Source organism: Acinetobacter sp. YH16040_T, assembly GCF_024605785.1.
Classification (GTDB): domain Bacteria; phylum Pseudomonadota; class Gammaproteobacteria; order Pseudomonadales; family Moraxellaceae; genus Acinetobacter; species Acinetobacter amyesii.
The window spans coordinates 2918120-2944522 of record NZ_CP094541.1 but is presented as its reverse complement, the minus strand read 5'-3'; the positions used below and the strand labels follow the sequence as shown (position 1 = coordinate 2944522).

Annotated in this window: 29 protein-coding genes and 4 tRNA genes; 24 read left to right on the top strand and 9 right to left on the bottom strand. The window is 42.1% G+C overall.

Translation table 11 applies throughout. The features are described from left to right. Window positions 1-7: 7 nt before the first annotated feature. From rplR to MST16_RS14420, 13 genes are all read left to right on the top strand, one after another. The gene (gene rplR, locus MST16_RS14480) at window positions 8-358 is read left to right on the top strand and encodes a 50S ribosomal protein L18 (protein WP_067762903.1); all 351 of its coding nucleotides are present in this window, start codon (window positions 8-10) and stop codon (window positions 356-358) included. A gap of 2 nt (window positions 359-360) precedes the next feature. Next, the gene (rpsE, locus tag MST16_RS14475) at window positions 361-858 is read left to right on the top strand and encodes a 30S ribosomal protein S5 (protein ID WP_067762902.1); all 498 of its coding nucleotides are present in this window, start codon (window positions 361-363) and stop codon (window positions 856-858) included. A gap of 6 nt (window positions 859-864) precedes the next feature. Next, window positions 865-1041: a 50S ribosomal protein L30 gene (rpmD, locus tag MST16_RS14470; RefSeq protein WP_005012961.1), complete on the top strand. Its 177-nt coding sequence runs from the start codon at window positions 865-867 to the stop codon at window positions 1039-1041. Window positions 1042-1044: 3 nt separating this feature from the next. Further along, on the top strand, window positions 1045-1485 hold the full coding sequence (gene rplO / locus MST16_RS14465) for a 50S ribosomal protein L15 (RefSeq protein WP_078189271.1): 441 nt from the start codon (window positions 1045-1047) through the stop codon (window positions 1483-1485). Window positions 1486-1530: 45 nt separating this feature from the next. After that, window positions 1531-2850, top strand: coding sequence for a preprotein translocase subunit SecY (secY, locus tag MST16_RS14460; RefSeq protein ID WP_171263746.1), 1320 nt, complete (start codon window positions 1531-1533; stop codon window positions 2848-2850). Window positions 2851-2870: 20 nt separating this feature from the next. After that, complete coding sequence (gene rpmJ, locus MST16_RS14455; protein WP_000867907.1) at window positions 2871-2987, top strand: 50S ribosomal protein L36; 117 nt, start codon at window positions 2871-2873, stop codon at window positions 2985-2987. A gap of 107 nt (window positions 2988-3094) precedes the next feature. Next, window positions 3095-3451 (top strand): 30S ribosomal protein S13, encoded by a 357-nt coding sequence (gene rpsM, locus MST16_RS14450; RefSeq protein WP_078189269.1) that lies wholly within the window; start codon window positions 3095-3097, stop codon window positions 3449-3451. Window positions 3452-3470: 19 nt separating this feature from the next. Next, complete coding sequence (rpsK, locus tag MST16_RS14445; RefSeq protein ID WP_001040166.1) at window positions 3471-3857, top strand: 30S ribosomal protein S11; 387 nt, start codon at window positions 3471-3473, stop codon at window positions 3855-3857. A 12-nt stretch (window positions 3858-3869) separates the two neighbouring features. Continuing rightward, complete coding sequence (rpsD, locus tag MST16_RS14440) at window positions 3870-4496, top strand: 30S ribosomal protein S4 (protein WP_078189268.1); 627 nt, start codon at window positions 3870-3872, stop codon at window positions 4494-4496. 17 nt (window positions 4497-4513) lie between these two features. Continuing rightward, window positions 4514-5521 (top strand): DNA-directed RNA polymerase subunit alpha, encoded by a 1008-nt coding sequence (locus MST16_RS14435; protein WP_004650465.1) that lies wholly within the window; start codon window positions 4514-4516, stop codon window positions 5519-5521. Between the two features lie 18 nt (window positions 5522-5539). Next, on the top strand, window positions 5540-5905 hold the full coding sequence (rplQ, locus tag MST16_RS14430; RefSeq protein WP_005012953.1) for a 50S ribosomal protein L17: 366 nt from the start codon (window positions 5540-5542) through the stop codon (window positions 5903-5905). A 216-nt stretch (window positions 5906-6121) separates the two neighbouring features. After that, window positions 6122-7612 (top strand): NAD(P)/FAD-dependent oxidoreductase, encoded by a 1491-nt coding sequence (locus MST16_RS14425; protein WP_180092099.1) that lies wholly within the window; start codon window positions 6122-6124, stop codon window positions 7610-7612. A gap of 132 nt (window positions 7613-7744) precedes the next feature. Continuing rightward, a complete protein-coding gene (locus tag MST16_RS14420) occupies window positions 7745-8542 on the top strand; it encodes an alpha/beta fold hydrolase (protein WP_257245657.1) in 798 nt (265 codons plus the stop codon). Between the two features lie 44 nt (window positions 8543-8586). On the opposite strand, the gene MST16_RS14415 is transcribed toward MST16_RS14420, so the two are convergent. Then, on the bottom strand, window positions 8587-9759 hold the full coding sequence (locus MST16_RS14415; protein WP_180092097.1) for an acyl-CoA dehydrogenase family protein: 1173 nt from the start codon (window positions 9757-9759) through the stop codon (window positions 8587-8589). A gap of 181 nt (window positions 9760-9940) precedes the next feature. Between MST16_RS14415 and MST16_RS14410 the strand changes: the two genes are divergently transcribed. The 5 genes from MST16_RS14410 to MST16_RS14390 all read left to right on the top strand — a co-directional run bounded on the left by MST16_RS14410 (window position 9941) and on the right by MST16_RS14390 (window position 15255). Beyond that, window positions 9941-10198, top strand: a complete 258-nt coding sequence (locus MST16_RS14410; protein ID WP_078189264.1) for a succinate dehydrogenase assembly factor 2 — start codon at window positions 9941-9943, stop codon at window positions 10196-10198. Next, window positions 10191-10577 (top strand): hypothetical protein, encoded by a 387-nt coding sequence (locus MST16_RS14405; RefSeq protein ID WP_180089580.1) that lies wholly within the window; start codon window positions 10191-10193, stop codon window positions 10575-10577. The genes MST16_RS14410 and MST16_RS14405 overlap by 8 nt, the downstream gene beginning before the upstream one ends. A gap of 520 nt (window positions 10578-11097) precedes the next feature. Further along, window positions 11098-12162: a hypothetical protein gene (locus MST16_RS14400; protein ID WP_180092095.1), complete on the top strand. Its 1065-nt coding sequence runs from the start codon at window positions 11098-11100 to the stop codon at window positions 12160-12162. A 43-nt stretch (window positions 12163-12205) separates the two neighbouring features. After that, complete coding sequence (gene rrtA, locus MST16_RS14395) at window positions 12206-12778, top strand: rhombosortase (protein WP_168379122.1); 573 nt, start codon at window positions 12206-12208, stop codon at window positions 12776-12778. A 191-nt stretch (window positions 12779-12969) separates the two neighbouring features. After that, window positions 12970-15255, top strand: a complete 2286-nt coding sequence (locus MST16_RS14390) for a TRAP transporter large permease subunit (protein ID WP_180092093.1) — start codon at window positions 12970-12972, stop codon at window positions 15253-15255. Window positions 15256-15342: 87 nt separating this feature from the next. Here MST16_RS14390 and MST16_RS14385 read toward each other — a convergent pair whose 3' ends face one another. The 5 genes from MST16_RS14385 to rnr all read right to left on the bottom strand — a co-directional run bounded on the left by MST16_RS14385 (window position 15343) and on the right by rnr (window position 21607). Further along, window positions 15343-16218, bottom strand: coding sequence for a DMT family transporter (locus tag MST16_RS14385; RefSeq protein WP_180008432.1), 876 nt, complete (start codon window positions 16216-16218; stop codon window positions 15343-15345). A 66-nt stretch (window positions 16219-16284) separates the two neighbouring features. Beyond that, window positions 16285-16722: a hypothetical protein gene (locus MST16_RS14380; RefSeq protein WP_111885422.1), complete on the bottom strand. Its 438-nt coding sequence runs from the start codon at window positions 16720-16722 to the stop codon at window positions 16285-16287. Between the two features lie 16 nt (window positions 16723-16738). Next, window positions 16739-16948: a YheV family putative zinc ribbon protein gene (locus tag MST16_RS14375; RefSeq protein WP_171256675.1), complete on the bottom strand. Its 210-nt coding sequence runs from the start codon at window positions 16946-16948 to the stop codon at window positions 16739-16741. 40 nt (window positions 16949-16988) lie between these two features. Then, entirely contained in the window at window positions 16989-19028 is a 2040-nt protein-coding gene (locus tag MST16_RS14370; RefSeq protein WP_180064810.1) for a M3 family metallopeptidase, read from the bottom strand. A 161-nt stretch (window positions 19029-19189) separates the two neighbouring features. Further along, on the bottom strand, window positions 19190-21607 hold the full coding sequence (gene rnr / locus MST16_RS14365) for a ribonuclease R (protein ID WP_180064809.1): 2418 nt from the start codon (window positions 21605-21607) through the stop codon (window positions 19190-19192). A 268-nt stretch (window positions 21608-21875) separates the two neighbouring features. On the opposite strand from rnr, the gene MST16_RS14360 reads away from it, so the two are divergent. From MST16_RS14360 to MST16_RS14350, 3 genes are all read left to right on the top strand, one after another. Continuing rightward, window positions 21876-21965: transfer RNA gene (locus MST16_RS14360), tRNA-Ser, on the top strand. 15 nt (window positions 21966-21980) lie between these two features. After that, a tRNA-Arg gene (locus MST16_RS14355) sits at window positions 21981-22057 on the top strand. A gap of 45 nt (window positions 22058-22102) precedes the next feature. Continuing rightward, window positions 22103-22179, top strand: a tRNA-Arg gene (locus MST16_RS14350). A gap of 47 nt (window positions 22180-22226) precedes the next feature. Here the strand turns inward: MST16_RS14350 and MST16_RS14345 are convergent. After that, the gene (locus tag MST16_RS14345; protein WP_180092091.1) at window positions 22227-22382 is read right to left on the bottom strand and encodes a hypothetical protein; all 156 of its coding nucleotides are present in this window, start codon (window positions 22380-22382) and stop codon (window positions 22227-22229) included. Between the two features lie 314 nt (window positions 22383-22696). Between MST16_RS14345 and MST16_RS14340 the strand changes: the two genes are divergently transcribed. Next, window positions 22697-22773 (top strand) — tRNA-Arg (locus tag MST16_RS14340). Between the two features lie 93 nt (window positions 22774-22866). On the opposite strand, the gene MST16_RS14335 is transcribed toward MST16_RS14340, so the two are convergent. After that, entirely contained in the window at window positions 22867-24150 is a 1284-nt protein-coding gene (locus tag MST16_RS14335; protein ID WP_257222547.1) for an SRPBCC family protein, read from the bottom strand. 184 nt (window positions 24151-24334) lie between these two features. On the opposite strand from MST16_RS14335, the gene MST16_RS14330 reads away from it, so the two are divergent. Then, window positions 24335-24832 (top strand): YcxB family protein, encoded by a 498-nt coding sequence (locus tag MST16_RS14330; RefSeq protein ID WP_111885932.1) that lies wholly within the window; start codon window positions 24335-24337, stop codon window positions 24830-24832. A gap of 32 nt (window positions 24833-24864) precedes the next feature. Further along, a complete protein-coding gene (locus MST16_RS14325) occupies window positions 24865-25506 on the top strand; it encodes a fumarylacetoacetate hydrolase family protein (RefSeq protein ID WP_180010535.1) in 642 nt (213 codons plus the stop codon). A gap of 52 nt (window positions 25507-25558) precedes the next feature. Here MST16_RS14325 and MST16_RS14320 read toward each other — a convergent pair whose 3' ends face one another. Then, entirely contained in the window at window positions 25559-26347 is a 789-nt protein-coding gene (locus MST16_RS14320; RefSeq protein ID WP_180010536.1) for a tetratricopeptide repeat protein, read from the bottom strand. Window positions 26348-26403 lie beyond the last annotated feature (56 nt).

Sequence of the window (26403 nt, the reverse complement as noted above, 5' to 3'; positions counted from 1 at the left end):
GGTTCTTATGAACGAAAAGAAACAATCCCGTTTGCGTCGTGCGAAAAGCACACGCTTGCACATCCGTGCATTGGGTGCGACTCGTTTGTGTGTAAACCGCACTCCGCGTCACATCTATGCTCAAGTTATCTCTGCAGATGGTGGCAAAGTATTAGCGCAAGCTTCTACTTTAGACGCTACTCTACGTGCTGGTACTACTGGTAACGTTGAATCGGCTCAGAAAGTTGGTGCTTTAATTGCAGAACGTGCTAAAGCGGCTGGTGTAACTAAAGTTGCATTTGACCGTTCTGGTTTCAAATATCATGGTCGTATCAAAGCCTTGGCTGATGCTGCTCGTGAAAACGGCTTGGAGTTCTAATCATGGCTAAAGTTGAACAAAACGAAGGTCTTGTTGAAAAGCTGGTTGCCGTTGATCGTGTAGCCAAAGTTGTTAAGGGTGGTCGTATCTTCTCTTTCACAGCATTAACTGTTGTGGGTGATGGTAATGGTCGCGTAGGTTTTGGTCGTGGTAAAGCACGTGAAGTTCCAGCTGCTATTTCTAAAGCACTTGAAGCTGCTCGTCGCAACATGATTACTGTTGACCTTGTTGACGGTACTGTTCAGCACCCTATCAATGCTCGTCACGGTGCAAGCCGCGTTTACATGCAACCTGCTTCTGAAGGTACTGGTGTAATTGCTGGTGGCGCTATGCGTGCAGTTTTAGAAGCTGTAGGTGTACGTAACGTATTAACTAAGTGTTATGGTTCTACTAACGCTGCTAACGTAGTAAACGCAACTTTTAACGGTTTGCGTGATATGACTTCTCCTGAGAAAGTTGCTGCGAAACGTGGTTTATCAGTAGCACAAATTCAAGGGTAATCAATCATGAAAACGATTAAAGTTACCCAGACTAAATCTTCATCGCACCGCTTGAAAAATCACAAGCTTAGCCTTAAAGGTTTAGGTCTGCGTCGTATTGGTCATACAGTTGAAGTGCAAGATACGCCTTCTAACCGTGGTATGATCAACCAAGTTTACTATATGGTTAGTGTAGAGGAATAAGCCATGACTCTGCGTTTAAATACAATTGCACCTGCAGAAGGTGCTAAGCGTGACAACCTTCGTTTAGGCCGTGGTATCGGTTCTGGCGTTGGTAAGACTGGTGGCCGTGGTGTCAAAGGTCAAAACTCACGTAAGAGCGGTGGTACACGTCCTGGTTTCGAAGGTGGTCAAACTGCGTTATACCGTCGTTTACCTAAATTCGGTTTCACTAGCCAAATGGCTTTGAAAACTGCTGAAGTACGTTTATCAGAACTTGCTAAAGTTGAAGGCGACATCGTGTCTCTTGAAACTTTAAAAGCTGCTAACGTTGTACGTAAAGATATGTTGCGTGCACGCATCGTACTTTCTGGTGAAATTACTCGTGCATTCACTGTTCAAGGTGTTGCATTGACTAAAGGCGCTAAAGCTGCTGTTGAAGCTGCTGGCGGTAAAGTCGAGGAGTAATCCCCAGTGTCTATGACTCCTAGTTCGACAGGTCATGTTAACATGATGAAAGGCCAACCTTTTCATGTGAAATATCGTGAAATTATTCGCCGTATGATGTTCCTCATCGGGGCGTTGTTGGTTTTTCGACTGGGAGCACATATTCCAGTACCGGGCATTAACAATGCCGCACTAGAGAATCTGTTTAATGCAAACCAAGGTACGATCCTTGGTTTGTTTAACATGTTCTCAGGTGGTGCATTAGAGCGTATGTCAATTCTTGCTCTTGGGATTATGCCGTATATCTCTGCATCGATTATCGTGCAGTTAATGTCTACGGTTGTTCCTTCGCTGGAAGCTTTAAAGAAAGAAGGCGAACAAGGTAAGCGTAAGATCAATCAATATACGCGACAAGGCACATTGTTTCTTGCACTTGTGCAAGCCGTTGGGATGTGTGCAGGTCTGATTAGTCAAAATATTACTTTGACTAGTGGACTTGCTTTTTACGTTCCTGCTGTAACTTCTTTGGTTGCAGGTACAATGTTCCTGATGTGGTTAGGTGAGCAAATTACTGAGCGTGGAGTAGGGAATGGTATTTCCATGATCATCTTCGCTGGTATCGTTGCTGGTTTGCCGAACTTGGTTCTGCAATCTTTAACCTCAGTAGATAATGGCCAATCAAGTTTAATTGGTCTTGCAATCTTTGCATTGCTATCTGTTGCAGTGTTAGCAGCAATTGTGTTTATTGAGAAGGCGCAGCGTCGCATTCCAGTAAACTATGCTCAAAAACAGCAAGGTCGTCGTGTATTTACTGCTCAGCAAACACATTTGCCATTAAAAATTAATATGGCGGGTGTGATTCCTGCAATTTTTGCGAGTTCATTGCTATTGTTCCCAGCGAGCTTAGGGCAATGGGTTGGCAGTGCAGACCCAAATGCTGGCGTGATTAAACGTGGCCTACAAGATTTGGCACTCGTATTGTCGCCGGGTCAACCGATGTATTTGGTGCTATTTGGTGCATTAATTATCTTCTTCTGTTACTTCTATACTGCGCTAGTATTTAGTCCGAAAGAAGTGTCAGAGAATTTAAAACGTAGTGGTGCTTATGTACCGGGTATTCGTCCTGGTGAGCAAACTGCACGCTATTTAGATCATATTTTGAATCGTTTGACTTTTATTGGCGCGGTTTATATCACAATCATCTGTTTAATGCCGATGATTCTACAAAGCTCATTTGGTATTCCATTTAGCTTAGGTGGTACGTCTTTACTGATCGTAGTGGTGGTGGTGATGGACTTTATGGCTCAGCTCCAAGCTCATCTCACATCGCATCAATATGACAATCAATCGTTAATGCGTAAAACGACTGCTCATCCGAAAGGATAAGCGCACTTAGAGGTTTCATTATGAAAGTTCAAGCTTCTGTAAAGAAAATTTGTGGTAGCTGTAAAGTTATCCGTCGTAATGGGGTTATTCGCGTAATTTGCAGCGCAGAACCTCGTCATAAGCAGCGTCAAGGTTAATCTGATCAAGACCTGTTGATTTCAGTAGGCTAATTAGGTTATTATCCGCCCCTCAAAGATTTTGTCGGGCGGTTGATTATCTTAACTGCCTTTTTGGAGAAAATTGAATGGCTCGTATTGCCGGTGTAAACATTCCGGATAACAAGCATGCTGTTATCTCTCTAACGTACATTTTTGGTATTGGTCGCCACACTGCAAAAGCTATCTTAGCTGCTGCTGGTATTGCACCAACAACTAAAATTCGTGAATTAGATGACGCTCAGCTTGATGCGATTCGTGCAGAAGTTACTAAGGTTCCTACCGAAGGTGATTTACGTCGCGAAATTTCCATGAACATTAAACGTTTAATGGATTTAGGCTGCTACCGCGGTCTTCGTCATCGTCGCAGCTTGCCTGTCCGTGGTCAACGCACCAAAACTAACGCACGTACCCGTAAAGGTCCGCGCAAACCTATTAAGAAATAAGATTTCTGGAAGCTAAAAGATGGCTAAAGATACTCGCACACGCAAGAAGGTCACTCGTACCGTCTCTGAAGGTGTTGCACACATTCACGCTTCTTTTAATAACACCATTGTGACTATTACCGATCGTCAAGGTAATGCACTGGCTTGGGCTACCTCTGGTGGACAAGGCTTCCGTGGATCACGTAAATCAACTCCGTTTGCTGCTCAGGTAGCTGCTGAAGTTGCTGGTAAAGCTGCTTTAGATTACGGTTTGAAAAACTTGGACGTCCTTGTAAAAGGTCCTGGTCCAGGTCGTGAATCTGCGGTTCGTGCTTTAGGTGCAGTGGGTTATAAAATTAACAGCATTACCGATGTGACGCCAATCCCGCACAACGGTTGCCGTCCACCTAAAAAACGTCGCGTGTAAGGAGAAACATTCATGGCTCGTTATATTGGTCCAAAATGCAAACTCTCTCGCCGCGAAGGGACAGACCTGCAATTAAAATCTGGCGTTAAACCATTTGACGTCAAAACAAAAAAAGCTGCTAAAGCACCTGGCCAACATGGTGGCGCTCGTGGCGGCAAACAATCTGAGTACTCACTACAATTACGTGAAAAACAAAAAGTACGTCGTATGTACGGTGTTTTAGAGCGTCAATTTAGTAACTACTACAAAGAAGCTGCTCGTGTTAAAGGCGCAACAGGTGAAAACTTGTTGAAACTTCTTGAAAGCCGTCTAGATAACGTTGTTTATCGCATGGGTTTTGGTTCTACACGTGCAGAAGCTCGTCAGCTTGTATCTCACCGTTCAATCACTTTAAATGGTCGTCGTGTTAACATCGCGTCTATCCAAGTTAAAGCTGGTGACGTTGTTGCAGTTCACGAAGGTGCTAAACAACAATTGCGTATCAAAAACGCAGTTGAGTTAGCGACTCAACGTGGCATTCCAGCTTGGATTGAAATTGATCATTCTAAATTGGAAGGTACGTTCAAAGCTGCACCAGATCGTTCTGATTTACCTGCTGAAATCAACGAAAGCTTGATTGTAGAATTGTATTCTAAATAATCCTTGAGGTAGCAATAATGACGCGTACTGCAAATGAGTTTCTAACTCCGCAAGCGATCAAGGTCGAAGCGGCAAGCGGGACCTCGGCAAAAGTTATTCTAGAACCATTAGAGCGTGGCTTTGGTCATACTCTTGGTAATGCTTTACGTCGTATCCTTTTGTCTTCTTTACCTGGCGCAGCCGTGGTTGAAGTAGAGATTGAAGGTGTCGAGCACGAGTACAGTACTTTGGAAGGCTTGCAGCAGGACATCGTCGAGCTCTTGCTGAACCTAAAAGGATTGTCTATTAAGCTGTTCGATCAAAATGAAGCTTATCTGACATTGGAAAAACAAGGTCCTGGCGACGTTACAGCCGCTGACCTTCGTTTACCACACAATGTTGAAGTGGTTAACCCTGAACACTTGATCGGTACTTTAAGTGCTTCTGGCTCATTAAAAATGCGCCTGAAAGTTTCTCAAGGTCGTGGTTATGAGACTTCTGATTCACGCTTCCCTGAAGGCGAAACTCGCCCAGTGGGTCGTTTACAATTAGATGCTTCTTACAGCCCAATCAAACGTGTGTCTTACACAGTGGAAAACGCTCGTGTAGAACAACGTACTGACCTTGATAAATTGATCATTGATCTTGAAACCAACGGTACTGTTGATCCTGAAGAAGCAATCCGCAAAGCGGCAACAATCTTGCAACAACAAATTGCAATTTTTGTTGATCTTCAGAAAGATCAAGCACCAGTTGCTCAAGAACCTCGTGAAGAAGTTGATCCGATTTTGCTTCGTCCAGTAGATGATCTAGAGCTTACTGTTCGTTCTGCTAACTGTTTGAAAGCAGAAAATATTTACTACATTGGCGATCTTGTTCAACGTACTGAAGTTGAGTTGCTTAAAACTCCTAACTTAGGTAAAAAATCGTTGACTGAGATTAAAGATGTTCTGGCATCGAAAGGCTTGCAATTGGGCATGCGTTTAGAGAACTGGCCACCGGCTAGCCTCCGCATGGACGATCGCTTTGCTTATCGTAGCCGTTAATTAAGTAGGACTATCACCATGCGTCATCGTAATAGTGGTGTGAAATTAGGCCGTACAAGCAGTCATCGTAAAGCGATGTTCCAAAACATGGCTAATTCTTTGTTCGAACACGAGTTAATTAAAACTACTGTTCCTAAAGCAAAAGAATTACGTCGTGTTGCTGAGCCTTTAATCACTTTAGCTAAAGTCGATTCTGTAGCAAACCGTCGTTTAGCGTTTGCTCGTACTCGTTCAGCTGCAACTGTTGGTAAATTATTTACCGTTCTTGGCCCTCGTTACAAAGAACGTAACGGCGGTTATCTACGTGTTCTTAAAGCGGGCTTCCGTGCAGGTGATGCTGCACCGATGGCTTACGTTGAGCTAGTAGATCGCGAAGTTAACTAATTTCGTGAAGAGCAGCGTACGTTGTTCTAAAAAAGGTCGGTTTTTAACCGACCTTTTTTAATGCCTGCAGTTTTGTATTGGCTGTATATTGTTAGACAATAATTCAATTTGTCCTTAAAAGATAAAAATAAATCGCCTTTTGCTTAAACTTGACATTGTGCATTGTCAAAAATGTGATTTAATAAATATAAATCTAAGATAGGTTAAAAGAACAACATGGAAAAACAAGTTGATATTCTCATTGTAGGTGCAGGGATCTCTGGTGTAGGTTTGGCTGCTCATCTTTCAAAAAATTGTCCAAATCGTTCATTTGAAATTATTGAACGACGTGAAAGTTTCGGTGGTACATGGGATCTTTTTAAATATCCGGGTATTCGTTCTGATTCGGATATGTCAACTTTTGGCTTCAATTTTAAGCCGTGGAAAAAATCTAGTGTGCTTGCTGATGGGTCTTCGATTAAAGGCTATCTTTCTGAAGTGATTGATGAATATAAGATCAAAGAAAAAATTCATTTTCAACATCGTGTTGTGAGTGCAAATTACGACTCACTGACTCGTAAATGGTCTGTTGTTATTGAAGATGCGAAGAAGAAACAACAAACCTGGGTTGCAAATTTCGTCTTTGGCTGTACGGGTTATTATAATTATGACCAAGGTTTCCAACCTGAGTTTAAAGGGCAGAAAAACTTTAAAGGTACCTTCATTCATCCACAACATTGGCCTGAAAATTTTAATTATGCAGGCAAAAAAGTGGTGATTATTGGCAGTGGAGCAACAGCGATTACATTGGTACCAGCTATGGCAAAAGGCGGTGCAGGGCATGTGACCATGCTACAGCGTTCTCCAACCTATATTGCCTCAGTACCTTCTATTGACATCATTTATGACAAGATGCGTAAAGTATTGCCTGAAGATGTTGCTTATAAACTGACCCGTGCACGAAATATCGGTGTCCAACGGGCTGTTTATGCTGTTGCACAAAAGCAACCTAAATTACTCCGTAAATTTTTATTAAAATCAATTGAGTTGCAGTTGAAAGGTAAAGTGGATATGAAGCACTTTACCCCAGATTACAATCCTTGGGATCAGCGCCTTTGTGTGGTGCCAGATGGTGATTTGTTTAAAATTTTACGCGATGGCCGTGCATCTGTTGAAACCGATCAAATTGAAAGTTTTACTGAAAATGGCATTCAATTGAAATCAGGTAAACATCTTGATGCAGATGTAGTAATTTCTGCTACAGGTCTCAACATTCAAATTTTAGGCGGCATTAGTGCCACAATCGATGGACAGCCACTGAATACCTCAAAACATATGTTATATCGTGGTGTTATGGTCAGTGATGTACCCAATATGGCGATGATTATTGGCTATATTAATGCTTCATGGACTTTAAAAGTGGATATTGCTTCTGAATACATCTGTAAATTGATTAACTATATGGATCAAAATGGTTATAACCAAGTGATTCCACAAGGCGATGCGACCGAGTTGTTAGAAGATACAGTAATGGGAAGCTTGACTTCAGGCTATATTGCACGTGCAGCAGATGTGATGCCAAAACAGGGTAAACATGCACCGTGGAAAGTCAGCAATAACTATTTGGCAGATCGTAAAGAATTAAAGCATGCTTCATTTGAAGATGGGGTGCTGAAATTTGAAAAAAAGTCTGATCAACTAGCGGCTAAACCCAGATTAGTTTCTTAAGTCAGTTACATAAAAAAGGAGCATCATGCTCCTTTTTTTGCTTTAGATATGTGACTTTAGGGTTTTATTTGATGCGTATTATTTGTTGAAAAATATATCATGTTGAAATAAGGAAAAGCACACAGGGTTAATGTGAATATTCAAGAACATTCAGAATTTATAAAATTAAATGCTTATGAGCTATATACCAAAGCTTGGCAGCCTGAAACTACAGATAAAGATGCAACTTTGGCTCCGATTATATTGATGCATGATTCACTAGGCAGTGTTGATTTGTGGCGTGATTTTCCTGCGCAATTGGCTGCTGAGTCTTGCAGAACGGTGATTGCTTATGATCGCTTCGGCTTCGGGAAATCATCAGCGAACTCTGATGCATTAAGTACAGATTTTGTCTATGCCGAAGCACAGCAGGGCTTTAAGGCGCTACTTCAACATTATTCCATTCAACAGTTTATTGTGTTGGGGCATAGTGTCGGCGGGGGAATGTCAGTCGTCATTGCCAGTGAATATACTGAACAATGTCGAGGTCTGATCACCATAGCCGCACAGTACGAAGTGGAAGAACTGACATTATCGGGTATACGTGAAGCTAAAACAGGGTTTGCGCAGCCTGGACAGCTTGAACGCTTGGCTAAATACCATGGGGATAAAGCCCAATGGGTTTTGGATGCTTGGACTGAAACTTGGCTCTCACCGAGTTTTCGTCAATGGAACCTCGAGCATTATGTTGGAAAAGTACAGTGTCCAAGCTTGATCATCCATGGAGAACTGGATGAATACGGGACGACAGCACAAGCTCAGAAACTTTTTTCGGGGATTCAAGGTGATGCTGAACTAGAGATTTTGGAAGGGCTTCATCACATGCCGCACAAAGAGCAACCCGCATTGGTCACTGCAATGATCTGTGATTTTGTGAATGATTTAAGTTGATATCGAAAGAATGTAAAAAGCCCATCATCTGATGGGCTTGTTTGTTATAAAGAACGGGAAATCAGCTCTTTCATAATTTCATTGGTACCGGCATAGATACGATTGGCGCGGTTGTCGATATAAGCCCGTGCAATTGGATATTCAAGCATATAGCCATAGCCGCCATGCAACTGCAGACATTCATCTACGACTTTGGAGAACATCTCTGAAATTTTGTATTTAGCAGCTGCGGCTGCGTCAATACCGAGCTGTTCCTCAAGTTGCAGCTCCATACATCGGTCTAGATAAGTTCGACAAAAATCGATTTCAGTGCGTAGCTCTGCCAATTTAAAACGGGTGTTTTGGAAACTAGATACGGTCTTGCCAAATGCCTTACGCTCTTTGGTGTATTGAACAGTGTGCGCAAAGGCTGCTTCTGCACCGGCTTGGCAAATAATCGCGACCAACATACGTTCCCAAGCCAATTCCTTCATCAGCATCATAAAGCCCATACCTTGCATGCCGAGTAAGTTGCTTTTAGGGACGCGGACATTGTCAAAGAACAGTTCACAGGTATCCTGACCTTTCATGCCAATTTTGTTTAAAGGTTTGCCTTTACTAAAACCGACGCGATCTGCCTCGACGATAATTAGCGATAAATTGGCTGAACCTTTTTCACTATTACCTGTCTTGCAGACCACAATTGCCATGTCAGATAAATAGCCATTGGTGATAAAGATTTTTGAACCATTAATAATATAGTCATCACCATCTTCTGTAGCGGTTGTGCGAACTGCCTGTAGGTCTGAACCTGTGCCCGGTTCGGTCATTGCAATGGCAGTCACAGTTTCGCCAGACGCCATTTTCGGCAGCCAATGCAGCTTTTGTTCTTCATTGCCAAAGTTATGAATATAATTGGCCACAATGTCGGAATGCAGTGAAAAGCCGGTAGAGGAGTCCATGGCATAGGCCTGCTCTTCAATCAGAATCATGCTATAGAGTCGGTCTACACCATAGCCGCCATAAGCTTCGGGCATGGTCGGGCAAAGCAAGCCCATGGCACCAGCTTTATTCCATAAGTCACGGTCTACATGTTGTTGTTTTTCATACTTTTCGATATTGGGCACAACTTCTTTTTCATAAAATTTTCGTACTGTTTCACGAAATGCATCATGTTCTGCATTAAATAATTGACGTGGCAGCATGTTGTTGAGTGGGCGAATCGCTCCAGATTGCATTTTGAATATCCTATTCATTTTTATGGCTTTGTCTCAACTTATAAGATGCAGCGTGTGACTGCAATGTGCAGAACATTCAAAAGCAGTAAATGCGATGAAGCATTCGGTCAATCTTTGAAAACACTCCACTTCAATGCGGTGGATGAGTTACACTAGACGGGTTCAACGATTGGGGAAGACAATGACTGATGAAATCAGCTTAGAAGAGCGTAAAGTGATCTACCGCGCACGTCGTGGTTTAAAAGAGATTGATGTTTATTTTGATCCCTACGTCAAAAATTACTATTTACAAGCCGATGCAGCTGAAAAAGACATGTTTGCAGAACTCGTTGCTGCAGAAGATCCAGATTTGTTGGATTGGTTTATGGAAGTTAGTGAACCGCCACGTCCTGAATTAAAAACGTTTATTCAAAAATTAAAACATTACGTTCATGGATAATCGGCAATTCAAACTGAAACGCAGTTTTTTATCGCATGCGTTTCAGTTTTTTATTTTTGCGGTATTGATGACGCTGCTTTATCAGTTACTAACACCTATGCTTTGGGGGGTATTTTTCCTCATTGGACTAGTGGTTTATGTACTGTTTTTCCGTAAGCATTTACACGTCACCAGTCTAGATTATTTGGATGGAACTGATTGGTCTTTGCAACGGCTCAACCGTCCAGTGCAACGCGTTCAAATTAGCCATATTTTGGATCATCAAATGTATATCGTGGTGTATTTTATGCATGCGCGTGCAAAACCAGTGATTATTTGGCGCGATCAATTGTCATTGAAACAGTGGAAATCACTCAAAGTATTGGCCAAAATGATCTAATTGTTAGACAGCCTTAATTTTTAAAATTCAATAAAATGAAAATATTTCATTATCTTATATTGCAGGTAAAATAATCTTGTCTGACAGGATTGGATTTTATTGGCAAAATATTTAAATTGTCTGACAATTTTAAGCTGTGCGGTGATTCTCTGCCTATATATTAGCCTTACCAACAGCCGTTAAAGGAAATCATCATGATGATGCCAACTTGGATGTTTCTGGTAATAGCGATTGTGTTAGCAATTGTTATAGGACGACTAGGAACAGTGCTGAAGGAACAGTTAACTCAAAAATAAGCAGTCAAACGCTTTCACAGTTAATAAGTAGCATGTGCCGAACCGTCGCTATGCTACTTTTTTTTTGCCTAAAATTTAGTCTTTCTAAAAAATCAGTCAATTGCATTCAGCGTGATTCATGGCACAGTGTGTCGTTCAAATTAGAGCAAATACTCTTTTATTCATTTTTTGCTTCTGATATGTTTGTCGTGATGGACATAAACACAATTATAGAGGACAGGAAAATGTCGAGCGTCCAAAAAATATGCCAGGGTGTGGCAGTTGTAGCAATAACAAGTACATTATTCGCGGGTTGTTCACAGGTTGTAAAAACCGGTGCTAATGTTGCACTCGGATTTACCGAAAAACATATTGTGCCACCAATTTTAGCCATGGAAGATGCTGAAATGGTGTGTAATTCAGGTAATTCATTAACCCCAGCCATTATGGCCACCAAAGATATGGGCGCAGACCCAACACGTGTGGCTGTGTTGATGTATTCAGCAGCAGGGATTTGTGCAGAACAAAAAGCCTTGGATGCAGAGTTACGTTATTTACGTGCATCTAAAGCTAGCCAAGTAACCGAAGCACAGGATGCCCGTGTTGAGCAAAAGCGTTGGGCGGCACTTGCGGCACAGCGTCAATATACCGGCTATCAATTATTTCAAGATCGTTTTGAAAAGAAGTATAAGAAAAGTCTAGGTGAAGGCTGTCCAAAAATGAACAGCGACATTGACCAAACAGTGTATATGTTGGGAATGTTAAGTGGCTTACAGGCCATGACCAATGATATTAACTCAGGTGGGGCGGTAAACGTTCCTAAAGACATTGCTGCGATTGTTGAACGCGGTATGGTGTGTCTGAATAATGAAAAATTCTGGGGCGCACCAAATGCAACCCGCGCTGTGATCTGGACTTTACTGCCGGGTGCTGGAGATGGAAAACCTGATCCATACCAAACCTTAAAACAATCCGCGCAAATTGGTGAGCAAAAAGGCGTGAGACTATCTCATGCGTTATATGCCGTTGCTGCACAGGCCAGTGGCGATGATGCGAAAATCCGTGATGCCTTACGTACCTTTGCACAAGCGCGTAGTGATGAAAAACCTGTTAACCCACAATTTAAACTCATCGATAGTATGGCTGAAAGCATGGTGAAAGGGATTTCAGATCGTTATTGGACTGAACATACAGGCGTTCGTACGGCTGATGATGGTATGGAACATTTCTGGGATGAAAGTGCCAATAGTTCTGAACTCGATGATTTGTTTAGTGGTGATATTGAAACCAGTGGCACAGCTGCAAATTAATCTTTGCAATAGCGTTTAAAAGTGAGGTACAGGAGGAGCGAAAATGAAACTACAATTTTTAATACCGAAAATTGTCTTTCTTGCCGTATTCGTTTCGATCTGTGCCTCGCTACAGGTATTTAAAGATTATTTTATCTATTGGCAAGATGACTTATTTCATGATTTTTGGCGCTTATGGACCGCACATTGGGTTCACGTCGGTTGGATTCATTTTGTTTTAAATATATTGGCCTTTATTTGCTTACCGTTTATTTTCCCACGAGTTTCGACATGGCATTTTGTTGCCATTTTATTGATTTTATCTCCTTTAATCAGTCTAAGTTTCTATTTTTTCTTACCCGATATTGAAGCCTATGCCGGATTATCTGGTGTCTTGCATGGTGCCTATGTCGCGGTCGCTTGTGTGCATTTGATGTATCGACGGGAGCGAAATTTTGCAGCCTTTGTATTGTTGCTGATTTTGGCAAAATTGGTGTGGGAAAATACCGTGGGCAATACGGGAACGGCTGAATTAATTGGAAGCCCCATTTTAGTCGAAGCACATTTATTGGGGGTGATTTGGGGCATTATCATCGCCTTGTTCTATCTTGTTGGCAATTATTTCTGGGATCGTTAGCTCACTTTAGGTGATTGGGTTGACAAAAAAAACCGAAAAGAAAATACATATTGTCATTTTAATGTTTTGAATATTGATGCAAATTTAAACGTAATAATAAAACAGTTAGGTCAGGGAAAGGATCTTCTCGAGCCGCTAAGGAAAAGGATGCTTGGCTCCGCTAGGCTCCAAAATAAAAAATAGGAAGACTCATGCAAAATGATGCACAAAACAGATCCGGCATCGTCGGGCTGTTAAGGTATGTCTGGACAGAATGGATTTCGACTCTAGTCGTGTTGATCTTGCTTCTGCTTACATTGATTATCGGTACAGGGGAGATGATTCATGGTCAGCTTCTGCGTACTGGTGAGCGTTTGTATGGTAATGAAAGCATTGGGATGCAGTATTCATTTTTACGTGCAGAACCGACCAAGCCTGAATGTGACCGTAACCCGAATGTCGATGCGTTGGTGAAAACTCAAATGCAAGCCAATGCAGCAGATGAGTTTGCTGATTTTTTTGGTACGGCATCTGAGAATGACGTTCGTTCGTCTATTTTAGCGAGTGTGCAGCAGTGTGAAGAAAAGTATCAATTTTATGATAAAGCCATGCAACATATGGAGAAGCATCCGAGTATTCGCGCCTATCGTAATTTTGAAACAAGCTTCTTCGGTATCTTTAAATTTGGTACTGAAAATCGCGCCATTTTGTTGATTTTTATGGTGGTTATAGCTGCGATTAGTGCGACATTGAAAATTCATCATATTGGTCTACGCGGTCCTGCAACCAAGAAGGATTATCGTGTTTATAGCCTGATGATGAGCTTCGGTAATGGACTGTTAACCTACTCAAGTATCAGCCAATTCAATTCAGTGAAAAATTCGGGAGTTCCAATGACCACCGAAACTGAACTGATTTATTGGATGTGGATGACGCTGTTCTCAATCCTGACATTGATCAGTGTTTTGCAATTGTTTAGTCCGCCAAAAGATGCCAAAGAGGGCGGTAGTCTTAGTTTCGCGTTCCTAAGCGTGCCTTTATATGCGTATATGGCGTTGATTACAGGTATCGCCTTTATCTTCTTTATGGACTACCCGATGGGGCAAGGCATCTATTTAGGGCAATTGGTCGAGTTTTCAAGTATTTTCCTGAATCTAGCGTTATTCATTTGGGCGGGTATGTTGTTGAAGCAAACCCGTGTCGTAGATTTATTCTTGAATATTTTACGCCCATGGAACTTAGCTCCTGAGACTTTAACATGGCTGATTTTAATCGCAGCAGCATTGCCTACAGCCTATACTGGCGCATCGGGGATCTTTGTCATTGCGGCAGGCGCGATTATTTATAAGGAAGTGTGGAACGCTGGCGGACGCCGTCAATTTGCCTTGGCTGCAACAGCAATGTCCGGTTCGCTTGGGGTGGTTTTACGTCCATGCTTATTGATTGTGGTTGTTGCATCGCTAAATAAAGAAGTGACCACGGATCTGCTTTATCAATATGGTATTTATACGTTCTTGCTGACATCTACGATGTTTTTAATTGTGTCGTTATTTTTTGCAGAACATAAGTTCCGTATTGCTCAAGCCAATGTGGCAGCGCCGCAGTCAGGACGTGCCTTCTTAGCCGTTATTCCTTATATTGTGATTTTCGTGCTGATCTGGATGTTCTATAAATATTTATTGAATACAGATTTAAATGAATTTACTGCACCAGTCATGATGCCTGTTATTCTGCTGATGATCGTTTTAGTGGATAAATTACGTCATCAGCCAGCACCATTGTCAGCAGTTGGGCATTGGGATGAAACACTAACAGCAAATTATAGTGCGAATGCTGAACCTGCTTTAGCCGGCGCACAGGTTGCACATGCAGAATACCGTGAAGGATTACATGGCAATAGCACAGATGATGGGCAGGCTGCGAATCATACAGTGGCTCAATCCAGCTCTATGCAGATTCTACGTCAAGTTGGTTTTTGGAAGTCGATGCATATTTCGACCAGTGAAACCGTTGGACATATCGGTGCTTTGGTTATTTTGATGGCGCTTTCGGTAAGCGTTGGTGGATTGCTAGAGCGTACTGAAGTCATGAGTTTATTCCCAACTGATATCAGCAGTACTTTTTTGGTTATCACATTGATTGTCGGATTGATGGTCTTTGTGGGTATGATTATGGATCCGTTTGGCGCAGTCATTTTAATTTCTGCAACTATTGCTCCTGTAGCCTATCAATACGGTATTCATCCTGTGCATTTTTGGATGATTACACTCATTGGTTTTGAGCTAGGTTATGTTACGCCTCCAGTTGCATTGAACCACCTCTTGGCCCGACAGTCGATAGGGGATGCTGAAGTCAATGAAGCGGATGCTGAAGTTCGTCACTTGTCGTTTTATTACCGTTATGAACGTTGGATTTTTCCGCTGATTGTGCTGTTCCCTGCAATGTTGATTATTGCGTATCTGCCGTATTTCTTTAAGCTGTTTGGTTGGTATCAATAAATTAATTTTGAAGCATTAAAAAAGCACCTTCGGGTGCTTTTTTATTGAATAAGGGGCTGTGCATTTGATGGTAAATGGTTTGAATCTTTATGACTTTTTAAACTTATTTTGTAGGATTGGACTACAGAGCAAAATCGCTAAAAATATAAAAGCAAAGCCGAATAGGCTGTAAATGTCTGGCAGTTCCTGCCAAAGAACAAAGCCCCAAATACCTGCAAAAATAATCGTGATATAGTTCACGGGGCCAATTTGACCTGCGGGTGCGAGCTTATAGGCATTGGACATAAAAATTTGACTGATATTGGCCAAAAGTCCCGCTGTAATCAGAAAAGCTAACTCTTTTAAACTATAGGGACGCCAGAGCCAAAACATTGGGATCATGGAAATAAGTGTGCCAAAAAAGCAGAAATAAAACACAATGCGTTCAGGCGGTTCTGTTGCTGTAAGCGCACGGACAGTGACAAATGCCATGGCTGCCAAGAAGCTTGCGCTCAGTCCGATGAGTGATAACTGATTGAACATTCCTGCATCGGGCTTTGCGACGAAGAGCACGCCGATTAAACCAATGACTGCGGCAATGAGCATACTCAGGGTCATTTTTTCTTTTAAAAATAACCATGCAATTAAGGGGATAAAGATCGGTGAGGAATAGGTGAAGACCATGGCATTGGAGAGTTTTAAGTGTGCAATGGCATAAAAAAAGCCATACATTGCCACCAAGCCTACGATTGAACGCCATGTATGCATCCACAGTTTTTCAGTTCTAAAAAATGTGCTCCCTTTTTGCAGGATCAAAGGGAGAAAGATCAATAAGCCAACCGCATTTCGAAAAAATACGATGGTGGCATTATCTACCGTGTGAGATGCGTAGCGTATACAAACCCCCATGATGGAAAAAAGCAGCGCTGACAGCATGAGAAAGCCAATTGCTTTGGGGATATTCTGTGGTGTAGTAGTGGACATAACAAAAAGGCTAAAAAATCTGATGATATTCTAGCCTATAAGTACGCAGGGTGTAGCAGAAGTCGGTTATTTTGCTTGTTGTGCTAACTGGGCTTCGAGTAATTTAATTTGTTCTTCTTTCAGTTTAATCAGCTCATCTGCATCTGAATGCTGCTGTTTTAAGCTTTGTTCCTGATCATTCAATTGCTGTTGAATGTCATCTAATTTGGCAATTTCTTCTTTGGCTAAAGAGGCATTTTCAGGCACAGCTGCATCTAAAATGTCTTCTTCGACCAATTTAATGGTGTCAGTCTCTGCGGTAGGGACTGATGCTTCAGTTTCAGATTGGACAGGGACTGCAACAGGCGGTTTAGCCGGTGCAGCGACCATTTCTTCTTGAAGTACAGATTTATCAGCTGTACTGCTGCTTAACCATTGATATGCAAAAAAGATAGCAATCAATAACGTTAAGCCCCCAATGATTCCAACTAACAGTTTTGGATTATTTCTTTGATCTACTAGCATTATGTGACCTTAATTTTTATTTAGGCTGACGTGGCTTAAATTGGATCACACCGATATCGTCTGGCACGGCAGGTTGTTCAGGTTGATCGACATGAGTCGGTCGATTTTCACTGTAACCACAATCAATGCATTCGATCCATTCGTCTTCGCCAGAGGTCAGCATGACAACCCGGTCCATCGCTTGGCATTTTGGACATTTTGCACCTGCAATGAAGCGTCGTTTAATGGTCATCATACTTACCTTGAATCTAACTAAGGTCCCTAGTTTAAGCGTTTTTAGATGCGTTCGTCCAACCTTGATGACGCAGCAAAGCATCTATTTTTGGCTCGCGTCCGCGGAAATTGATAAATGCGTCAAGTGCCGTATCTTTTCCGCCAACTGCTAGAATAAATTGTCTAAACGACTTGCCAGTCGAAGTATTAAAAATTCCTTCATTTTCGAATCGGTCGAAGGCATCACTTGCCAAAACCTCTGCCCATTTGTATGAATAATAACCAGCAGCGTAACCACCTGCAAAGATATGACTGAAACCATGTTGGAAACGGTTGTACGAAGTAGTGGGTGCAACTGCATATTTTTGACGAATATCATCTAAGGTTTGTTGGATGCCTGCAGCGTCCAAAGCAGGGTTGGCCTTATGGATATTTAAGTCAAACATGGCAAATTCAATTTGACGTAAAGTTTGCATCCCAGACTGGAAGAAACGTGCATCTTGCAGTGCTTTTAGCAGATCGGCTGGTAAAGTTTGTTTTGATTCGATATGTTCACTGAGTAAATCTAAACTTTCTTGATCCCAAGTCCAAAATTCCATGAATTGACTTGGTAGCTCTACTGCATCCCACGCCACGCCATGGGTACCAGCCACAGCAATATTATCGACTTCAGTGAGCATGTGATGTAAGCCATGACCAAATTCGTGGAACAACGTCGTTACTTCATCATGGGTAAGTAAAGCAGCTTGCTCACCGACAGGTGGGGTAAAGTTGCAGACCATGTAGCAAATTGGTTTTTGCAGACCATTTTCAGTTTGCATGCGTGAACGGAAGCCGCTCATCCATGCGCCGCCACGTTTACCGCTTCGTGCATACAGGTCAAAGTAAAAACCGCCAATCACGCTGCCTTGATCTTCAAGTTCAAAGTAACGTGCATCGGGATGCCAAACAGGCGCTTCACGCTCGATTACATTGATGCCATAGAGACGATTTACAATGCTGAACAAGCCTTGAATAATTTTAGGTGCAGGGAAGTAGGGCTTCAGGTCTTCTTGTGACAAATTAAACTGTTGAACTTTGAGTTTTTCTGAATAGAAAGTGGCATCCCACGGTTGCAACTCAGTGATACCGTCTTGCGCTGCAATGGCTTTCAGTTCAGCGATTTCTTTCTCTGCTGGCGCACGCGCATGTTCTGCCAGTTCAATCAGGAACTGATCTACAGTTGCCACATCGGGTGCCATTTTGCTTGCTAAAGACAATTCGGCATAGTTGTTAAAACCAAGCAGGCTAGCCATTTCCTGACGTAGTTTCAAGATTTCTTCCATGACCGCTGTATTATCAAATTCAGCAGAGTCTGCCTGATCAGAAGCACGTGTGGTATAGGCTTTATAGAGTGCTTCACGCACTTCGCGGTCTTCTGCATAGGTCATAATGGCAATATAAGACGGGAAGTCGAGTGTGGCTACAGCCTGTTCGAGTTCGCGTTGCTGACCATATTGTTTCAGAAGTTCAATACTGCCTTGAGGTAGTCCTTTGAGCTGCGCTTCAGTTAAAGGTTTGAAGTAGGCTTGGGTGGCATCCAATACGTGATTGGAAAAGTCTGATGATAACTGTGAAAGTCGTGCAGATATTTCTGCATAGCGTTTTTTCGCTTCACCTTCTAAGGCTACGCCTGAAAGTTTAAAATCTCGTAACGCAAGTTTAATCGCGCTTTGCTGTGCTGCAGGAAGCGTGTCGAATACACTGTTGTCATGTACATGCTGATACGTTTGATACAACACTGTATGTTGACCTAGCTGCGTATAGTACTCACTCAGGCTGGGTAATAAAGATTGGTAGAGCTCTCGAGTTTCAGCATTATTCATCACGGCGTTCAGATGCGACAGCACGCCCCATGCTTCACTCATGTTATTTTCAAGGGTATCGACGTGTTCGAGTACTTGTAGTTGTGCTTGTACGGATTCGGGTACATCCGTTAATTCTTTTAAAAATGCCTGACCTTGGGCAATGCTCTGTTCAATCTTTTGTTTTAAGTCTGCAAGGGTAATTTGGTCAAATTGTGGAACAGGCAAAGTTGCCTTTTCTAAAGTCATATTTTCTACTTCATATAAATCCTGAGTTATTTATAGATGTAGGGTTTGTTGCGGGTTAAATCAAGACTAAATCAGGAATTATTCATCTTCTGCAGAGGGCGCGAAGTCTTCACTGATCTTAAGAATCAAAAAAGAGCGCCGAAGCGCTCTTGATTTAAACCTTAATCCGCAGATGATTTTGCATTGGATTTTTTCTTTTTCGGTTTAGATTTTTTCTTCACTTTATCTTTAGCCTTCGCTTCAGATTTGCTTGCAGATTTTTTAGCAGGCTTTTTACCGAATGAACTGGGCTTAGATTTCGACTTTTTGCGTCGTATGGGCTGTTCTCCATCTTCAGCAACGTTGGTTTTACGCTCTGAAAAGACTTCTTCTTTGGCTGTGGGTTTTGCAACACGAGGGGCACGCGCGCGAATAGCACGGCCTGCATGGCTCAATTGTTGAATCAATTCAAAGTCGATTTTGCGCTCTTCTAGATTTACACCAGCAACTTTAATTTTCACTTCATCGCCGAGACTGAAAACTTGACCGCGAGATTGACCAATTAAGCTCTGACTTGGTTGGTCATAGACAAAGAAGTCATCACCCAATTGGCTGACGTGGATCATGCCATCAACATATAAGTCTTTGAGCGTTACAAACAGGCCAAATTCAGCAGTTGCACTGATGGTACCGACAAACTCTTCACCCAAATGCTGCTGCATGTAATGGCACTTCAACCATGTAGTGACAGAACGAGAAGCTTCATCTGCACGGCGCTCAGTCGCAGAGAAGTGTTCACCTGCATCATCCAGCGAAGCACCAGAAATTGGGTAAGGCTTTTTCTTCAATTGTGCTTTGATGGCACGGTGAAGTAACAAGTCTGGATAACGACGGATTGGAGATGTGAAATGCGTATACGCTTCATAAGCCAAGCCAAAGTGACCTGCATTGTTCGCGCCATAATAAGCTTGCATCATTGAGCGGAGTAAAACGGCATGAATGCTTGGAGCATCAATACGGTCTTTAGTGGCATCAATCACGGCTTGATAGTCAGCTTGAGTCGGCTGTTCAGGGAATGGCAGCCCCAATAACTTCACAAAATCACGAACCTTTTGAATACGTGAAAACTCAGGTGGCTCATGCACACGGTACAGCATCGGAATTTCATTTTTTAATGCATATTCTGCCGCTGCGACGTTTGCCAACAACATGCATTCTTCAATTAACTTATGTGCATCATTACGGCTACGCGGTAAGATTTCATTAATACCGCCAAGCTCATCAAAAGTCATATAAGTTTCAACGGTTTCAAATTCCATCGCGTGGCGTTCAGCACGTAAGCCTTTCAACACTTGATACAATTGGAATAGGGTATTGACCGATTTACGCACATCACGGTCTTCAGGAATGGCTTGACTATTACCCTCAAAATATTCGGCAACTTGGGTATAGGTCAAACGAGCTTTTGAATGCATCACACCCGGATAGAATTCAAACTTGGTAACACGACCCGCGCGAGATAAGTTTAAATCACAGACCATACATAAGCGGTCTAGGTGTGGGTTCAAAGAACATAAACCATTCGACAGCGCTTCAGGCAACATCGGCAATACAAAATGAGGGAAGTACACCGATGTACCGCGCTCTTGAGCTTCGTCATCGAGTGGTTTACCCGGACGTACATAATGGCTGACATCGGCAATTGCCACCACAACACGATAACCACCACCTGGACGTTTTTCCGCATACACGGCATCATCGAAGTCGCGGGCATCTTCACCATCAATGGTGACAAGCGCTAAATCACGTAAATCGACACGACCTTCACGGTCTTGTTCTGAGGGTTCTTTAAAGCTGTCAGCTTCTTGTTGTACCGCTTCAGGGAATTCGTAAGGTAAACCAAACTCTAAAATGGTTTGCGGAATAATAATTTCAGTGTCTGCTTTATCAGCCATCGACTGAACAATATGGCCTGTCGCAAATTCTTCTTTGGTTGGGTAGCTGTCAATCGCAATACGCACAGAGTCACCGAGTTTGACTTTGGCATGTTCGATTAATTCTTTTTCTAAAGTAATCGGTTGGTGTGCATTGGGATTTGCCGGCTGAATAAAATATTCACCTTCATACTCAGACACTTTACCAATAATTTCTTTGACACGATGCTGTAGAACTTCAGTAATAAAGCCCCATGCCTTGCCTTTACGGTCTACCGACGTTTGGCGGACTTTAACACGGTCACCATTAAACACCTGACGCAACTCACGTTCAGGAAGTAAAAGGTCATCTTCACCACTAATATTGGCTGTGCCTAAACCTTTTGAGTTGATATAAACCGTTGCTTCATGAGTCGGTTGCTCAGCTGCAAGCTGGAACTTAAATCCATCTTTCATCAACTGACCATCTCGAACCATCGCAATCAGACGATGACTCAGTGCATCAATACTTTTTTGATCGGCAATTTCAAAATGTTCTACAAGATCGGCATGCGACATTGCAGTTTTCAGTTGTTCAATCGTCTCTTGAATTAGAGTACGGCTTGGAATTGGATTGTCATAACGTTCGGCTTCAGCTTTTGCTTCAGGGTCGACCCAGTTTTTCATATGTATTTGGCTTCAAATCAGAAGATTAGGATTAGCATAAGTCATGCAAGCAGATACTGCACGCAATTGATTGCAATAAAGTGTTTTATGCCGATATTTTATAATGTTTAAAGCTGAAAAGTAGGGGACAGCAGCGCGTGCTGAACTAATTTTGCACTAATTTTTTGAAAATCGTTTAAAAAATATCTAATTGAGTAAAAAAATGAAAAAAATATAACGACTGTGCTTGCAGTCGTATCATGATCTTTGTATTATGGCGGCACGTTACGGTGAGATGGGTGAGTGGCTGAAACCACATCCCTGCTAAGGATGCATACGGGCAACTGTATCGAGGGTTCGAATCCCTCTCTCACCGCCACGATTTACTTATGTCGCGCTCATAGCTCAGCTGGATAGAGCACTTGGCTACGAACTAAGGGGTCGGGAGTTCGAATCTCTCTGAGCGCACCAATAAGTAAATCTGAAAACGTAGTCTTTTAAGACGACACAAGTTACGCGCTCATAGCTCAGCTGGATAGAGCACTTGGCTACGAACTAAGGGGTCGGGAGTTCGAATCTCTCTGAGCGCACCAACTTGAACAAATTACCGCACATGTTGCGGTTTTTTTGTGCCTGTGATTTATCGTTTTGATGCAGCCTGTCTTTTGTCTTTTGTCTTTTGTCTTTTGTCTTTTGTCTTTTGTCTTTTGTCTTTTGTCTTTTGTCTTTTGTCTTTTGTCTTTTGTCTTTTGTCTTTTGCTTTTATAAAGCGTTCTATTCCATTTGCTTTCTTCAACAGATTAACGCTTATTTCAGATATTCATAGTGATGCAATTTTTTTAAATCAAAGTTTAAAAAAGAATTGAGTGAGTTAAAGCAGTGATTCAATGATGGCGATAGATTTATTATCTATCTTGAGCATTTATACGTGAGTATTGCTAAGTTTAAATTCCAAACTTGTGATGCAAAAGCCATTAAAAAAGTAAATCTAGCTGATTTTTAGCGTGTTTAAAGGGTAATTGTTTATTTGCTGTGCGTTTGGTTAAATTTATATGAAAAAGCTCTTAACAAAAAATAAAAATCACGTATAATGAGCCTCATCAAGACGTCGCGCTCATAGCTCAGCTGGATAGAGCACTTGGCTACGAACTAAGGGGTCGGGAGTTCGAATCTCTCTGAGCGCACCAACTTGATCAAGATTGAAAAAACCGCATATGTTGCGGTTTTTTTGTGTCTGAAATATAGCTAAAAACAATAAATTCAGCTCATCAATCAAGGTTCTAACTTAACTTCTGTTTAACTTTAAGTGCAAAGACCGTATTTCCGCCTAAAGCCGGCAACATGTCGTGATACGGCATACTGCGCATAGCACGAAGTAAAAACGGTGCTTTGTCATCAATCTTCATCGCACTGGTCAATTGTAATAACGACCCTTGTTGTAAGGGGCGAATATGCATGGCACCTCGGACAAACTTTAAGTCCCCACCTGTCGCGGTGTATTGATTTTGCAGTAAGTCTGGGTAGTTAAAACGCATTTTAAAATCAAAGGGAATATTGATCACGCCTAAACCCACCGAAATTTTATAGTCGGCATCCATGAGGTGCGGATTAATTTTCTGCACTTGCATATGTTTAACTTGTCTTGGAAATAAGTGCTTGAACGAAGACACATTAATCCAGCGCTGTAAGCTCGAAGGCTCTTGTGCATAATATTGAAAACTGGTGCTAAAGCGCATCAATTCATAATTTTGCCCAAAGGGAACGCGTTGCGCTGTCAAAATAAAGGACACAGGTTCTTTCGAGCTTTGACTTAATTGAGTGACCTTGTCGATTTGAGAGGCATTTAATTTGAGTTCAGGCAATTGATTTGCAGCGAGAGTTTCACTGCTAAAGGCTTTAAATCGGCGCTGTAATGATTCGAGTAAAAAACCATTGGTTCCCGCAGGAATCCCTAACTTGGCATCGGGTAAGGCATTTAATATTTTGCTAAACAAAAAACCTTTGGGCTGATTTAAATCGCCCCATTGGGTCACACTAATCAAGGTGTGTTGTGCATCGATCTCAAACCATTCAATTTTTCCTGCACCAAAGGGCACCGGTGCTTGCAGAACCAAACTATTAATGCTGTTGTGATCAATTTGGTGCTGCATCACCACGGTTTCTTTAAAGTTTAAAACTGGAATCGGCGTCGGGATGTGGATGCGATATTCAACTTGGCTGGTTGAACCTTGCTGTTGCAAAACCTCAGCAGATTTTAGTGTGGGAAATAAGCCAGCATAGTTTGGATAATTACTGAGTAATCTCGCCACATTTTTGCTGTTGGTTGGGACAACCACGGCGGCACTTTGAAATTTACCAATGACTTTTTGACCTGCTTTCATCGTAGGTAGACTAATTTGCTGTGAGGGATGTGCAAAAATCACGATGTGATCACCGGCAAGATTTGCCAAGGCTTTGGCATTGCCATTAAATAAGTCCAAACTGCTCGGGATCTGGGGTTGCCATTGAACGAATTTGGCCCAACTGGTCGATATGCTCAGTCCACTCAGAAACACTAGCATCATAATTATTTTTGTTATCTGCATGTCACATCCTGCGTATGCAATCTTTTATTTGTTGCTGTTTTTAACGTATTTCTAGATGGAAGGGAAGTAGTGATGTGTTACAACCGACCATTAAAAAGCATGAAGCAAGTTTGAATTGTGGTGTAGTATTTAGCGCAATTCATTTTTAAATATTCATACGCTTATGTCTGAAAATCTACCTGCATTATCGCTGCGCTATTTTTTAAATCTAGAAGAATCACAGGATGGTTTTGCACTAGCAACTTTTGGCAAAAAGCAATTTACGCGTTTTTTAACGCCAGCCATTAGCCTTGGGATTATCATCTGGGGTTTTTACTTAGGTGTAAATGGTGTCGGTGCCTACTATGTTGGTCTGGGTGCTTTCTTTTTACTCCTTCAAGGCATCATGCGTTATTGGTTTTTACCGATGATGTTTAAACGCCAGTTTGTAAAATACCAATTAGGCAAAAGTGAACAAGGTATTGATTTATTTCAAGACTATGCAGAAATTCATGCCAATGGTCGTAAGAATGTCTTTCATTATGCTGAAGTGGCAAATTTTGCTGAAGGCAAATTGACCTATATGCTTGAACTGAAAAATAAAACCGTGATTATTGTGCCGAAAAGTGCATTTAAAAATACTGCGGACCAAGCGATTTTTACCAATACTTTTCAGCACTAAGACAATCTATTCATAACAAAAGAGGGAGTAGTATGCAGTCACGTCCATCTAAAATTGTTTGCGTCGGTCGTAGTTATGCAGATCATGCCAAAGAATTAGGCAATGCAATTCCTGACCGTCCTGTACTTTTTATGAAGCCGCCAAGTGCATTAACCGCATTAGAGCAAGGCATCTCATGGAATCCTGCATGGGGCAGTTGCCACTATGAGTGCGAATTAAGTTTACGTATTGATCGTCCTTTATCGGCTGAAACTGATCCACGCAAAGCCTTAGAAGCAGTCGGAGCTGTGACTTTAGGGCTAGACCTGACCTTGCGTGATCTACAAGATGACTTAAAGAAAAAAGGTCAGCCGTGGGAACGTGCCAAAGCTTATGATGGTTCTTGCATCCTTGCGGATTGGATCGATGTCCAAGAAGTGGTTCAAGATTGGAAAGATGTGCATTACACCTTGCATGTCAATGATGAACTGCGTCAGAACGGTGATACTGCATTGCTGATTTTTGATGTGGGTACATTACTGGCCGATATTAGCCAAGTGTTTAGTCTTGAAGCGGGTGATGTGGTCATGACAGGTACGCCTGCAGGTGTCGCGGCACTACAGTCAGGTGAGCAGTTGAAAATGACCCTAAAAGGAAAAAATCAGGATTATATCTGGACAACCTTTGTCAAATAAACTGTGAACGAAATACAAAAAAGGCTGCTTAATGCAGCCTTTTTTGATTGATCTATTCAGTGCTACTTGATGGCGGTGGCTCATTGGGTTGTAAAGGACCAGTGTCTTTCCATGTTTCATAGGTGTCGGCCATATGCTGTGAGTCGGTGTCTCCCAATGCACCTGCTTTGGCATACCATTGTCGCGCTTTTTCACCATCTCGAATATCATAATGATAATAATGTGCCATTTTCATCGCCGCGTCAGCATCTTGCCCTTGTTCTGCGGCATAGCTTAAATATTCAGCTGCTTTGTCGGGTGTTGACGAAGGATGTTCAGAAAAATAATGTTGATTTCCCAAGACTTTGATCGCTTCGACATTCTTTTGTTTGGCTGCTTTTTCATACCAAATTTGCGCTTGGTGCTTATCTTGAATTAAGCCTTTTCCAGTGTCGTACATCCAACCAACGGTATATTCAGCAGCAGGATCATGAGTCTTTTTTGCAAGGTCTAGCACCCAGTGTGCAAGGAAAATATTGCCATCTTGCTGCATCTTTCGAATCACTTGATCTGCATGTGGGTTGCCTTGATAGGCTTGAGTCATTAACCATGCGAATGCGTCCGTAGTGCCTTGATCCGCAGCAGCTTTGTACCAATGTACACTTTGTTCGATGTTTTGTTCTGTGCCCGTTCCACTGAGGTATAAATCACCCACTTTCATTTGTGCGGTCGCATCGCCCGTTTGAGCGGTTTTGAGTGCAGATTTAAATTCACGCTGTTCTTTGGAACTACAAGCCGTTAAAAATACGGCAGATAAACACAGCGCTAAAATGGTTTTTTTATTCATTCGAAATGGAGTCATTATCATTCTTTGTGGATTTTTTGATCTTAGCGGATTGTTGAATCACTTTATAGAGA